We start from the raw sequence: 12,617 nt of genomic DNA, 5'->3' as shown, positions 1-12,617 counted from the left end.
TCAGGCCACCCAACGCGAAAACAATGAGGTCGAAAGCGCCCGGCCGGCGGACTTTTCACGGATGATGAGCTCTCCCGATTCGACCGTGCCGCCCATGCCGGCAAAGGTGTCGCGCATCAAGGCATGGATGGCGAAGAAGGATGCGCGGATCGAATAGGCGGTGAGCACCATGGCGAGTGGTTTCGGTGTCAGAATCGCGCGGCAAAGGTCGGTCAAGTCAGGCAGGTCCTCGAACAACTGCCAGACCTCGCCCTTCGGGCCGCGACCATAGGCCGGCGGGTCGAACAGGATGATGTCATAGCGGCTGCCGCGGCGCTCCTCGCGCTCGGCGAATTTCACCGCATCGTCGACGATCCAGCGGATCGGCTTGCTGCCGAGCCCGGCCATTTCCTGGTTTTCGCGGGCCCAGCCGATCGCCTTCTTCGAGGCATCGACATGGGTGACCTCGGCGCCGGCGCGGGCCGCCACCAGCGAGGCAAGACCGGTATAACCGAACAGGTTCAGCACCTTGACCGGCCGCTTGGCCGCAGTGATCAGCCCGGCCATATGGTCCCAGTGCGAGGCCTGCTCCGGAAAGACGCCGACATGGCGAAACGAGGTGAAACGGCCGAGATAGTCGATGCCGTCATGCTTCATCGGCCAGGTTTCGCCGAGCGGCGTCTTCGGGAACCGCCAGCGGCCGATGCCTTCCTCGTCGGTATCGCCGGTAAAAATGGCGTCGGCTCGCTCCCAGTCCTTTGCCGGCAAGGCCTTTTGCCAGATTGCCTGGCCCTCGGGCCGCACGATGCGGTAGGGGCCGTATTGTTCGAGCTTCTGCCCGGCGCCGCTGTCGAGCAGCGCATAATCGGCATTCGGCGCCACTTCGAGGATCACGGGGAGGTGCTCGGTGGGCAGGGCGCCATCGCGCCGGGCAAGGATGCGCGGCACCGATTTCGGCTCGGAGCGGTCGTCGGCTTTCGCCTCAAGCCGCTCGCGCGGCTGCGGTTCCGGTCTGGCGGGGGCGCGGCCGGCCTGCGGACGTGGCTGGTCCCCCGCACCCTTCGCGGATTGATGCGGACGGTTGTCGCGGCGTTTGTCGCGAAAAGACTTCAAGCGTGAGCAACTCCGAGCGGCGTGGCCGCTTTTGGCATGCGGACAGCGGCGGTGCAATAAGCGATGGCCGGCAGGTCGATTGGCGCAGGCCTGAAGCCTTCGCGTTCGAAACAGTGCGGCGGGTGTTGCAGCATTGCGCTTGTTTTTCCACGCGCTTCGTTTATGAGGCCCGGATTGTTTTCTGGAATGGGAGCGAAAGATGACGAACATCTTCACCGCGCACCCCTCGAGGGTTCCGGCGTAAGCCAGCATCTTGCTGACTGCCGCCGGTCGAACGGATGCCTGATGGCGTCCGATTTCTGACCTGTATCCAGAAGTGTTCCATCATGGGCAATTTGATTGGGAGCTCAGGCTCCTCTGCGCCGCGCGTCGTCGCGACGGCGCATATCCAGCATTGTTTTTCACCGCGTACCTGGATCGAAGGAGCAGCAGTTCAGCAGCTGAAAACCGTTGCGGCTCTGCCCGGCGTTACCTCGGTTGCCGCGTTCCCCGACCTGCATCCCGGCAAATATGGGCCGACCGGGATTGCGGTGTTGTCGGAACGGCTGCATCCGCAGCTGATCGGCAATGACATTGGCTGCGGCATGTCGCTGTTCGAGCTCGATCTGCCACTGCGCAAACTCAGGATCGACAAGGCCGTCGAATGCCTGCGCCAGATCGAAGCGGAGGATATCGACCCGCGTGCGGCGCTCGCTGGCGCGGACCTGCCGCTGGATCTCTGCCCCGATGCGTTGGGCACGATCGGCGGCGGCAATCATTTCTGCGAGTTGCAAGCGGTTGACCAGGAGATCGATGCGGCTGGTGAAGGCCTGTTCGACCGCCAGAAGCTTTATCTACTGGTGCATTCCGGCTCGCGTGGGCTTGGTGCCTTTGTGTTCGGGCAGATGCGCGACCTTCAATCCGCGTTCATCGCCGGGCTTGATCCGCAGTCCGCCGAGGGAAGGAACTGGCGCCGCCAGCATGATCTCTGCGTCACCTGGGCATCGCTCAACCGCAGGCTGATCGCCGAGCGTGCGGCAAGCGCCTTGCGCAGCGAGGTCCGGGTGGTGGCTGATGTGCCGCACAATCTAGTCCGCGACCGGGCCGATGGTTTCGTCCATCACAAGGGGTCGGCTGCGGTGCGGATGGGAGATGTCGCGCCGATCGCGGGTTCGCGCGCCAGCCTGAGCTATGTCGTGCGAGCGCTCGACGGGACGGGTCCATCGCTGGGCGGCATTTCGCATGGCGCCGGGCGCAAATACGATCGCGCCACCATGCATGGCCGTGCGGGGCGCAACAGGTCGGAGCGCGACGCCTTGCTGAGGAACGTGTGGGGAGGGCAGCTGATCTGCGATGACCGTAACCTGGTCATCGAGGAAGCGGCTTCGGCCTACAAGGATGCCGGGCAAGTGGTGCAAGATCTCGCCGATGCCGGCTTGGTCGTAACGCTGGCGGCGATGAAACCGCTGGTGACTTACAAGAAGGCGATAGACGGCCCGCTCGACCGGACGCGCAAGAAGCCATCGCGTGAACGCGCATCGAGGAGGGCAGATCATGGCCGCAGTTGACATGCTTCTCACATCGGGCAGCGGGCCGGTGGAATGCCGCATCGCCCTGATGGCTCTGGTCGACATAATCAAGAGCGAAGCTGGCAGGCTTGGCTATGCGATCGAAGTTACGCTTGGTCACGAACCGGACCGGCATGGCGCCAAATCCGCCATACTCAGCCTTGAGGGGCGCAACGCCGAGGCACTTGCCGAGGAATATTGCGGCACCGTCAAGTTCGTCTTCAAGAGCCAGGTGCGGCGGGGCCACAAACGGCAGAACTGGTTCGTCGGCGTGCAGACCGTGGATTTGACGGTGGCCGCTGCCGTGTCGGTCGCACTGTCCGATGTCCGGTTCGAAACCTTGCGGGCTGGTGGTCCCGGCGGACAGCATCAGAACACCACCGACAGTGCGGTGCGTGCCGTTCACCTGCCGACAGGCATTGTCGTCACGGCGCGCAACGAGCGATCGCAACACCGCAACAAGGCGATCGCACTGAGGCGGCTGGAGGCGATGTTGCGCGTCCTTGCCGACCGTGAAGTCGACATGTCGAAGACGCAGATGTTCGTCGCCAACAAGGCCTTGGAACGCGGCAACGAAGTCAAGGTATTCCATCTCTGATGTCACGGCTTGGACCACCCGTACACTTCCGAACGAGATGCACTATCGTGGAGACTACAAAGCCCGGAGAATCATGTCCCGCTCTGAACGCCTGCTCGACCTGATCCAGACGCTGCGCCGGCATCGCAGGCCGGTGAGCGGGCAGGCGCTGGCCGATGAACTCGGGATTTCGATCCGCACGCTCTACCGCGACATCGCCACGTTGCAGGGCCAGGGCGCACCGATCGAGGGTGAGGCGGGACTGGGCTATGTGCTCAAGCCCGGCTTCATGCTGCCGCCGCTGATGTTCAGCGACGAGGAGATCGAAGCCATCGTGCTCGGCTCGCGCTGGGTCGCCAAGCAGCCGGACCAGCGTCTGTCGGCCGCTGCCGCCAACGCGCTGGCCAAGATCGCCGCCGTGCTGCCGGACGATCTGCGCGAGGATCTCGATGCGAGCACGCTGCTGGTCGGGCCTCCCGCAGCAGTCATTGAGGGCATCGACCTCGGCCTGGTGCGGCAGGCGATCCGCAACGAGCGCAAGCTCGGCTTTTTGTACCGCGACGCCGGCGGCGCGGCCTCCGAACGGGTGGTCTGGCCGTTTGCGCTGGGGTTCTTCGACAAGGTGCGGGTCGTGGTGGCGTGGTGCGAGATGCGCCAGGATTTCCGGCATTTTCGCGCCGATCGAATATCCGGCCTCAACGCCACCGATACGCGCTATCCGCGCCGTCGCCAGGCACTTCTGAGGGAATGGCGGGCAACGCTCGACAAGCCCCGCAGTTCGTGACGACTGCTGCCAGAATCTGACAGTAGCTCATTCTATGGTCGCCAAGTTGAAACACTGAACCTTGGAGAGCAGACATGATCGCCCCGAATTTCGTCATCCTCTATGTCGACCAGCCGCAGCAGAGCGGCACCTTCTATAGCGCGCTGCTCGGTCGCGAGCCCGTCGAAAGTTCGCCGACCTTCGTGCTGTTCGTGCTCGATGCGGGCTTCAAGCTCGGCCTCTGGTCGCGCCATACGGTGGAGCCGGCCGCAGCGACGGCAGGCGGCGGCGCCGAAATCGTCTTTGCGCTGGATACGCCGGACGCAGTCGATGCCGCCCATGCCGACTGGGCCGGGCGCGGGCTGAAGATCCTGCAGACGCCGACCGACATGGATTTCGGCCGCACCTTCGTCGCGCTCGATCCCGACAATCATCGCCTGCGCGTCTACTGGCTGTCCGATGGCGAACAGACCGATGGGGGACAAAAATGAGTGCGCATTGGATCGCGGTGGCGTCGGCCGAACATGTCCGGCGCGGGCGCCAAGGCGGCTTCATGCAGGTCAATCACGGCAAGGCAGCACCCCTGCGCCGCGTTAAGCCCGGTGACGGCATCGCCTATTATTCGCCAACCACCATTCTCGGCGAGAAAGACGGCCTGCAAGCGTTCACGGCAATCGGCACGGTGCGGGAAGGCGAGCCCTATCAGGGCGATATGGGCGGCGGCTTCACGCCGTTCCGCCGCGATGTCGCCTGGGCAAAGGCCGAGGAAGCATCGATCAAGCCGTTGCTCGACAGGCTGGACTTCAGCGCCGACAAGTCCAACTGGGGTTATCAGCTGCGCTTCGGCCTCTTCGAAATCAGCGCGCATGATTTTTCGCTGATCGCCGAGGCGATGGGCGCCAGAACAGCGGCGGCGGTGAACTAAGCCACGAGCGCCTTGTAGACGGCAATGCCGGCGGCAAGGTCCTCGAGGGCTGCGCCGACCGACTTGAACAGCGTGATCTCGCTGGCGCTCTCGCGCCCCTTCTTCTGACCGCGCGTCAATTCGTGCAGGTCGGCGACAATGGCGTCCGGCTTCAGCACGCCGGAGGCCAGTGGCTGAACGATATCGCCGGCCTCCTTGGTGGCACCGGCGCGGGTGTCGACATAGACGCGGGCAAACGCGATCGCGTCATCATCGCTTTCGCGCATCGTCGGCGTAAAGCCGCCGACCAGGTCGACATGGGTTCCCGGCTGCAACAACGCTCCCTTGATCAGCGGTGTCGTGGTGATCGTCGCCGAGGAGACGATGTCGGCCTGCCCAAGTTCGGCATCGAGATCGCTTGCCGCGCTGGCCGTGAAGCCTTCGGCGCGCAGATCGGCGGCGACCTTTTCGGCATTGGCAGGGGTACGGTTCCAGATGCGGATGGTCTTGATCGGCCGGACGGCGCAATGCGCCTTGGCGAGGAAGGGCGACAGCGCGCCGGCGCCGACCACGAGCAGCCGCGAGGCGTCCTCGCGGGCGAGGTAGGAAGCAGCCAGCGCCGAGGCGCAGGCGGTGCGCCACTGCGTCAATCTCTGGCCGTCGATCAAGGCTTCAGGTTCGCCGGTGGCGCCATTGAGCAGCAGATAGAGCCCCATCACCGCCGGCTTGCCGATGGTGTTGTTGTCAGGCGAAACGGTGACGATCTTGACGCCGATGTGACCACTGGCCGACGTGCCGGCAGCGTTGAAGTCGGTCCATGCCGGCATCAAAAGCAGTGTCGAGGCGGCGCCGTCGGGCCGTTCGACCGAGTGATGATGTCTGACCGGCTGCACCGCACCGTCACGAAACGCGGCGCGCAGCGTATCCACGAGTCCGGGAAAGGTCAGCGCATGATCGACCTCGGCGGCCGAAATGGTCAGCATGGAAAACTCCGCGGAGAGAAAACCGCCGACCGGCGGTTCAAGTGGTTGGCTTCGGCAAGGCCGATGCCTGGGCTGACCCTTGGGCAGATCCTTGTGGTGCCGCCGGCGCGCGGCTAACCGCCTGGCGCAGGTTCTCGGCTTCGACGCCACGCTGGCGCGCCAGCTTGCGGTAGCGGCCCTGCTTGACCCAGGTTGCCAGGCTGCCAACGACCATGCCGATGGCGAGCGCCAAAAACAGGAAGATGAACAGCGGCAAGGTCAGCGTCAGCTTTGGATTGCCGGGGTTGAACGGGTCCAGCGTGAAGGCGACCAGTTCGCGATTGGCGACGGCGAGCGCGATCAGGATGATCGCCAGGGGCACGAAGACCACGATGAGCATGAAGCGATTGAACATGATGTTTTCCGTCGGAAAGGCTGTCTGGCGCTGACGCCGCGCCTATTTGCCGCCGTTCAGCCTTTCGCGCAGCTCCTTGCCGGTCTTGAAGAACGGCACCCATTTCTCCTCGACCTCGACGGACTCGCCAGTGCGTGGATTGCGGCCGGTGCGGGCGGGACGGTTTTTCACCGAAAATGCACCGAAGCCGCGCAGCTCGACGCGATTGCCTTCGGCAAGAGCGTCGGTGATCTCATCGAAGATCGCGCCGACGATGTTTTCGACGTCGCGCAGGAAAAGATGCGGATTGCGCGTGGCAATAATCTGCACAAGTTCGGACTTGATCATCAGACGGGTCCCCGTGAAAGCAGTACGGTCAAAATTATGAGGATGATTTTATTTGCTTTTTCACTTGCCCCAAACGGCATCTCAAGGGTGCCAGACGGAAACGAGACCGTCAAGAAACAAGCGGTCGGCGCCGAGTTCATGAATGACATCGCCGCCGTAGGCGGGCAGGCCGAGCGCGCTGCCGATGGTTTGCGCCATCGCTTTCGAGAACAAAAAGCCGCCGCGCCGTTGCGTATCCTTCCACTCGACGACCTTCAGTTTGGCATCGACGCCCTTGGTCGCCAACCAGTCGACCGCTTCGGTTTCGCCGCCGACAGCGTCGATCAGCCCGTTGGCGACGCCCTGGCGGCCGGTGAAGATCGAGCCATCGGCGAGCGCCAGCGCTTGCTCGCGGGTCATCTTGCGGCGCTCGGCGACGATGCCGACGAACCAGTCGTAGCTGTCGAGGATGAGCTTGCGGACCATGGCGCGCTCGTCGTCATTGGTCGGCTTGAAGGGAGATGGCGAGGCTTTCAGCGGCGAGGATTTCACTTCCTCCAGCTTGACGCCGAGCTTGTCCATCAGGCCGCTGACATCAGGATACTGGATCAGCACGCCGATCGAGCCGACGATCGAGGTCTTGCGGGCAACGATATGATCGGCGGCACTGGCGATCATGTAGCCCGCCGATGCGGCAAGCGTGCCGACTTCCGCGACCACCGGCTTGTCGGCGGCCAGCTTGCGCACCTCTTCATAGATCGATTCACCGCCGACCGTGGTGCCGCCAGGCGAATCGATCGACAGGATAACGCCTTTCACCTTCGACGACTGGCGGATGGTTTCCAGCCGCTTGATCAGCTCCTCGTCCTCGGTGATGGTGCCTTCGATCTTGACCTTGGCGATATGGTCGACGGCCGAGCCGGTGAAATCGTCGCCATAGAACCAGGTTGAAAGTGCAATCACCCCAAGTGCCACGATGCCGATGGCGGCAATCCGCCAGAATGTCAGCTTGCGCCGCAAACGGYGGCGGTCGATCAGGTCGTCGGCTCTCAGTGCCATGGTCAGCCTTTCAGTCGGCGGGAGGAGACGCTTTTAGACCATCATCTTCCCATCTGGAAGCAATTCTCTTTTCCGGCGCAACAAGACAATCCGCGCGGACAGTCGAGTTGGCCATGCCGGATGCGCCATCGGGCAGGTCAGGGCGGGCTCCGCCCCTCTCCAGGCACAGGTCTCTTCACGTATTTGTGCAATCGCCGCGAGGTCTGGCGGCGAAGATTGGCAGCTGATAAATTTTACGCCGCGTGTCTGTTTCTGCTATGAAGAACGGGCAGTTGTGCGGATCTCATTTTCATCTGTACAAACGCGGCTGTCACATTTTTGCAGTTTTCATGGGCTTGTGCTTGCTTGCAGGCGGCGGCGTCCCACCTATAGGCGGTGCTCGCGGGTGGGCAAGGGGTTAGAAGAAAGCGTTGAATGTTAGCGCGACCGATTGAATCGACCAACGCCGAGACGGAGTTGGCTCCCCCGGCGGACGTCCGGATGCGTGGCGATGCTTTCGACCGCGCCCAGCGTCACTCGCGCCGCGTGCGCGTTCTCAAGTTTGCCGTGCCGCTGGCCGCGGTACTGATCGCTGTCGCCTTCCCGGTCTATTCCTATCTGGCCGCACCCGTCTCCGTCGCGGTCCAGGCGGAAGGCACCGCTTTTTCCAACGGCAAGCTGGTGATGGCCAATCCCAAGCTCAACGGTTTCACGAAGCAGAAGCAGCCCTATTCGATGACGGCGCTGCGCGCCATCCAGGATGTCAGCACGCAAGGCATCATCGAACTGGAAGGCATCGACGCCAAGATCCCGGTCGGACCTGACAATATCGCGGCGATCAAGGCCTCGCACGGCACCTACGATCGCAACGGCAATACGATGAACCTGACCAGCGACGTTGACATCACCACAACTGACGGCATGCAGGCCAAGTTCAAATCGGTCTTCCTCGACATGGGCAAAGGCACTATGAAGACGGGAGATCCCGTCGATGTCAGCCGTGAGGGGTCACGGATCACGGCGGATTCGATGTCGGTCCAGGACAATGGCAAGGTTCTGGTTTTCGAGAACAAAGTGCGCGTCAACATCGATTCCGCCGCCTTGAAGACGGCAGAGGGAAACAGCGGAGAAATCAATGCGGCTCAGTAGTTCGACGCGGCTCGCGGCTGCAACTTCGGCGTTGCTGCTGTTCGGGCTGGTGCCGTCATTGGCGCAGTCCACCAGCCAATCAGGTCTCAAACTGTCCGGCGACAAGCCGATCCAGATCGAAAGCGACAAGCTGGAAGTCCGTCAGGCCGAAAATGTCGCAATCTTCACGGGCAATGTCAGCGTCGTCCAAGGGCCGACATTGATGAAGGCTGGCAAGATGACGGTCTATTATGTGAAGGATCCCAACGCCGCGGCCAAGGGCACGGAAGCCGCAGGGGCGGCGATGACCGGCTCAGCCAACATCGACCACCTGGAGATTTCCGACAAGGTTTACATCAAGTCGGACGCGCAGATCGCCACCGGCGATCAAGGCAGCTTCGACATGAAAAGCCAGGTTCTGGTGCTTTCGGGCAAAAAGGTCGTCCTGTCGCAGAACGATAACGTCCTGGTCGGCTGCAAGCTCGTCGTTCAGATGAAAACCGGCCTGGCCCAGGTTGATCCATGCGCTGGGCAACGCGTCCAGATGTCGATCACACCGCCGCCGAAATCGGGAGCGGCGAACCCCTGATGGCCAGCCTGTCGTCGCTGACGGCGCGTCTTCCGGGACGGGCCGCTGGCAAGCTTTCGGCGCCGGCCACGGCGACCGTCGATACGGGAAAGTTCAAGGGAACCCTGATCGCCAAGGGTCTGACCAAGAGCTACAAGGGCCGCAAGGTCGTCAGCGGCGTGACCATCGGTGTGCGCGCGGGCGAGGCGGTTGGACTGCTCGGCCCCAACGGCGCCGGCAAGACGACCTGCTTCTACATGGTCACCGGCCTGGTGCCGGTGGATGAGGGCACGATCGAGATCGACGGCTTCGACGTCACCTCGATGCCGATGTACCGTCGTGCGCGCCTCGGCATCGGCTATCTGCCTCAGGAGGCATCGATCTTTCGGGGCCTGAGTGTCGAGCAGAACATCCGCGCCGTGCTCGAAGTGGTCGAAAAGAGCCGCAAGGAGCGCGAACGCAATCTCGACGAACTGCTCGAGGAATTCCACATCAGCCATCTGCGCAAGGCGCCATCCATGTCGCTTTCCGGCGGCGAGCGGCGGCGCCTGGAAATCGCGCGTGCGCTGGCAACGCGGCCGGCCTACATGCTGCTCGACGAGCCTTTTGCCGGCATCGATCCGATCGCCGTCGCCGATATCCAGCAACTGGTGCGTCACCTGACGGCGCGGGGCATCGGCGTCCTCATCACCGATCATAATGTGCGCGAAACGCTCGGCCTGATCGACCGCGCCTACATCATCCACGCCGGTCAGGTGCTGACCCATGGCCGGGCCGACGAAGTGGTGGCAAACCCGGATGTCCGCCGGCTCTATCTCGGCGAGGGCTTTACGCTCTGAGCGTGAAATTTGTTTCCTGACACGATTTTTGGTGCCTTCACCGCGCTTTTTCTGCGATTTTGCCGCCAGATAACGCTCCGGTAAGTGAGTTTTGCTAGCTATTGCCTTGACAAGCAAAAGCCGGGCCAGTTTCTATGGCCGGCTGCAAAAATCCTGTCCGGAAGCCCGGATGCGTACACGAGGCGTTTGAAACCAGACAATGGCGTTGGCGGCGAAACTACAGCTACGACAATCGCAGTCGCTGGTGATGACGCCGCAGCTGATGCAATCGATTCGGCTGCTGCAGTTCACCCATACCGAGCTCGAGCATTTCATCGACGACGAAATCGAGCGCAATCCGCTGCTGGAGCGCGCCGAGCCGCAGGACGATGCCGCCAGCGACCAGTCGCAAAAAATCGAGGCGGAGCCGCAGGCCGCCACCGCCGACGGCGACTGGTTCGAAAACGAGACGCAGTGGAGCGCCGAGGCGATCTCCGACAAGCTCGACACGTCGCTGGAAAACCTGTTTCCCGACGATCCGGGGACGAGCGAGCGGCTCGGTCCCGACCTGACGGCGCAATGGAAATCGGCTTCCGGCAATGGTGCGAGTTCCTCATCCGAGGGCATTGATGCCGGCGACATGGCGGCCGCGGCGATCACGCTGCGCGATCATGTCGGCGAACAGGTGGCGCTCGCCTTCGCCGATCCGGCGGCACGGCTGATCGCCGCCGACCTGGCCGACGGCCTCGACGAGACCGGCTATCTGCGCGGCGACCTGGCCGAGATCGCCGCCCGCCTCGGCACGGACGCCGCTGGTGTGAGAAAGGTGCTGGCGGTGTGCCAGACTTTCGAGCCGGCCGGCCTGTTTGCCCGCGACCTTGCCGAATGCCTGTCGCTGCAGCTTGCCGTGCGGGACCGGCTCGATCCGGCGATGAAGGCGCTGGTCGCCAATCTTGAGCTGCTGGCACGGCGCGATTTCCATGCGCTGAAGCGGATCTGCGGCGTCGACGAGGAGGATCTGCTCGACATGCTGGCCGAGATCCGTGCGCTCGATCCCCGGCCCGGTATGGCGTTTTCGGGCGGCGCCAGCGATGCGATCGTTGCCGATGTCGAGGTGCGTGCCGCCAATGACGGCAGCTGGACGGTCGAGCTCAATGCCGAAACGCTGCCGCGCGTTCTGGTCGACCATATCTATTTCGCCCAGGTTTCGCCGCAGGCGAAGAACCAGGCGGAAAAGGACTTCCTCGCCGAATGCCTGCAAAACGCCAACTGGCTGACGCGCAGCCTCGACCAGCGGGCAAAGACCATCCTCAAGGTCGCCTCGGAGATCGTTCGCCAGCAGGATGCCTTCCTCGTCCATGGCGTGCGCCAGCTGAAGCCACTCAACCTGCGCACGGTGGCCGATGCCATCGGCATGCACGAATCGACGGTTAGCCGGGTCACCGCGAACAAATACATGCTGACGCCGCGCGGCGTGTTCGAGCTGCGGTACTTCTTCACCGCTTCGATCGCTGCGTCGGGTGGCGGCGATGCGCATTCCTCGGAATCGGTGCGTGATCGCATCAAGCAGCTGATCGATGAGGAAAAACCCGTCGACGTGCTTTCCGACGATGCGATCGTCGACATGTTGCGCGAGAGTGGCGTCGATATCGCCAGGCGCACGGTCGCCAAGTACCGGGAAGGCATGAATATTCCCTCCTCGGTGCAGCGCCGGCGCGAGAAACGGGCGCTGGCCAGCGCCGGGCGCTGACACGGTTCAATTTTCCTCAGGCCAGCACTTCATTGACAAGCCGCGGCGAAGTGGCTAGAAGCCCGCCCGCATGAGTGGGGCTAGATGCCCGCGTGTGGATGGTCCGTCACGACGTTGGCCTCGGGACGGTCAAAAGGGCGGCTTGTGATCAACCGGAAAGTTCGGATTTAAAATCGGCGCGAGTGACGCCGCAAAGCTTGTGCGCACGGACCACGAGTATAAACTCGGGCGAGTTTGAAGCCTGAGCAAGGAAGGTCAGTTTTCAGATGAATCTGCGCATATCGGGAAAACACATGGATATCGGCGATGCGTTTCGTACACGCATCAACGATCGTGTCGGCGAAGCGATCGGCAAATATTTCGATCGCGGCTTTGCCGGACACGTCACAGTCATCAAATCAGGTTCGCGCTATTCGGCGGATTGCATGATCCGGCTGGATTCCGGTGCTTCGCTGCAGGCCACCGGCGATGCCCAGGATCCGACGGTTGCCTTCGAGGCCGCCGCCGATCGCCTGGAAACGCGCCTGAGGCGCTACAAGCGCCGGCTGAAATCGCACAATTCAGGCGCCGCCAATGGCGATCCGACCGACATTGCCTACACGGTGATGGCGCCGCTGGCCGATGACGACGAGGATATTCCGGATAATTTCGCGCCGGCCATCGTCGCCGAATCAACCATGACGCTGAAGACCATGTCGGTGGCGTCGGCAGTCATCGAACTCGACACCAAGGACAGCCCGGTCTTCGTC

At 62.9% G+C, this 12,617-nt stretch carries 15 protein-coding genes; 10 read left to right on the top strand and 5 right to left on the bottom strand.

Annotated elements, in window-relative coordinates; genetic code table 11:
* On the bottom strand, positions 1–1,092 hold the full coding sequence (locus AC1D0I_RS21170; protein ID WP_477397483.1) for an RsmD family RNA methyltransferase: 1,092 nt from the start codon (positions 1,090–1,092) through the stop codon (positions 1–3).
* A 326-nt stretch (positions 1,093–1,418) separates the two neighbouring features.
* On the opposite strand from AC1D0I_RS21170, the gene AC1D0I_RS21165 reads away from it, so the two are divergent.
* The 5 genes from AC1D0I_RS21165 to AC1D0I_RS21145 all read left to right on the top strand — a co-directional run bounded on the left by AC1D0I_RS21165 (position 1,419) and on the right by AC1D0I_RS21145 (position 4,904).
* On the top strand, positions 1,419–2,639 hold the full coding sequence (locus tag AC1D0I_RS21165) for an RNA ligase RtcB family protein (protein WP_477397481.1): 1,221 nt from the start codon (positions 1,419–1,421) through the stop codon (positions 2,637–2,639).
* Complete coding sequence (prfH, locus tag AC1D0I_RS21160; RefSeq protein ID WP_477397479.1) at positions 2,626–3,237, top strand: peptide chain release factor H; 612 nt, start codon at positions 2,626–2,628, stop codon at positions 3,235–3,237. Before AC1D0I_RS21165 ends, prfH begins: the two co-directional genes overlap by 14 nt.
* Positions 3,238–3,310: 73 nt before the next feature.
* Complete coding sequence (locus tag AC1D0I_RS21155; RefSeq protein ID WP_477397477.1) at positions 3,311–4,000, top strand: helix-turn-helix transcriptional regulator; 690 nt, start codon at positions 3,311–3,313, stop codon at positions 3,998–4,000.
* Between the two features lie 74 nt (positions 4,001–4,074).
* On the top strand, positions 4,075–4,470 hold the full coding sequence (locus AC1D0I_RS21150) for a VOC family protein (protein ID WP_477397475.1): 396 nt from the start codon (positions 4,075–4,077) through the stop codon (positions 4,468–4,470).
* The gene (locus AC1D0I_RS21145; RefSeq protein ID WP_477397473.1) at positions 4,467–4,904 is read left to right on the top strand and encodes an EVE domain-containing protein; all 438 of its coding nucleotides are present in this window, start codon (positions 4,467–4,469) and stop codon (positions 4,902–4,904) included. Before AC1D0I_RS21150 ends, AC1D0I_RS21145 begins: the two co-directional genes overlap by 4 nt.
* Here AC1D0I_RS21145 and lhpI read toward each other — a convergent pair.
* From lhpI to sppA, 4 genes are all read right to left on the bottom strand, one after another.
* Positions 4,901–5,866 carry a bifunctional Delta(1)-pyrroline-2-carboxylate/Delta(1)-piperideine-2-carboxylate reductase gene (gene lhpI / locus AC1D0I_RS21140; RefSeq protein ID WP_477397471.1) on the bottom strand — a complete coding sequence of 322 codons (966 nt, stop codon included), beginning with the start codon at positions 5,864–5,866 and terminating at the stop codon, positions 4,901–4,903. The genes AC1D0I_RS21145 and lhpI overlap by 4 nt on opposite strands.
* A gap of 37 nt (positions 5,867–5,903) precedes the next feature.
* Positions 5,904–6,260, bottom strand: a complete 357-nt coding sequence (locus AC1D0I_RS21135; RefSeq protein WP_477227907.1) for a DUF1049 domain-containing protein — start codon at positions 6,258–6,260, stop codon at positions 5,904–5,906.
* Positions 6,261–6,302: 42 nt separating this feature from the next.
* Positions 6,303–6,587 carry an integration host factor subunit beta gene (locus AC1D0I_RS21130; protein WP_006200394.1) on the bottom strand — a complete coding sequence of 95 codons (285 nt, stop codon included), beginning with the start codon at positions 6,585–6,587 and terminating at the stop codon, positions 6,303–6,305.
* 81 nt (positions 6,588–6,668) lie between these two features.
* Entirely contained in the window at positions 6,669–7,625 is a 957-nt protein-coding gene (sppA, locus tag AC1D0I_RS21125) for a signal peptide peptidase SppA (protein WP_477397469.1), read from the bottom strand.
* A gap of 414 nt (positions 7,626–8,039) precedes the next feature.
* On the opposite strand from sppA, the gene lptC reads away from it, so the two are divergent.
* The 5 genes from lptC to hpf form a co-directional block, all read left to right on the top strand.
* On the top strand, positions 8,040–8,753 hold the full coding sequence (lptC, locus tag AC1D0I_RS21120) for an LPS export ABC transporter periplasmic protein LptC (protein ID WP_457154470.1): 714 nt from the start codon (positions 8,040–8,042) through the stop codon (positions 8,751–8,753).
* A complete protein-coding gene (locus AC1D0I_RS21115; protein WP_477397467.1) occupies positions 8,740–9,321 on the top strand; it encodes an LptA/OstA family protein in 582 nt (193 codons plus the stop codon). The genes lptC and AC1D0I_RS21115 overlap by 14 nt, the downstream gene beginning before the upstream one ends.
* Entirely contained in the window at positions 9,321–10,139 is an 819-nt protein-coding gene (lptB, locus tag AC1D0I_RS21110; protein ID WP_477227909.1) for an LPS export ABC transporter ATP-binding protein, read from the top strand. The genes AC1D0I_RS21115 and lptB overlap by 1 nt, the downstream gene beginning before the upstream one ends.
* Before the next feature lie 199 nt (positions 10,140–10,338).
* Positions 10,339–11,868, top strand: a complete 1,530-nt coding sequence (gene rpoN, locus AC1D0I_RS21105; protein WP_477397465.1) for an RNA polymerase factor sigma-54 — start codon at positions 10,339–10,341, stop codon at positions 11,866–11,868.
* A 266-nt stretch (positions 11,869–12,134) separates the two neighbouring features.
* Positions 12,135–12,617 (top strand): ribosome hibernation-promoting factor, HPF/YfiA family (hpf, locus tag AC1D0I_RS21100; protein WP_477397463.1); only part of this gene is annotated, 483 nt, incomplete at its 3' end.

Source organism: Mesorhizobium sp. P2_D1 (genome assembly GCF_056404455.1).
The sequence above is the reverse complement of the archived record's forward strand: the minus strand, read 5'-3'. Positions and strand labels throughout refer to the sequence as shown.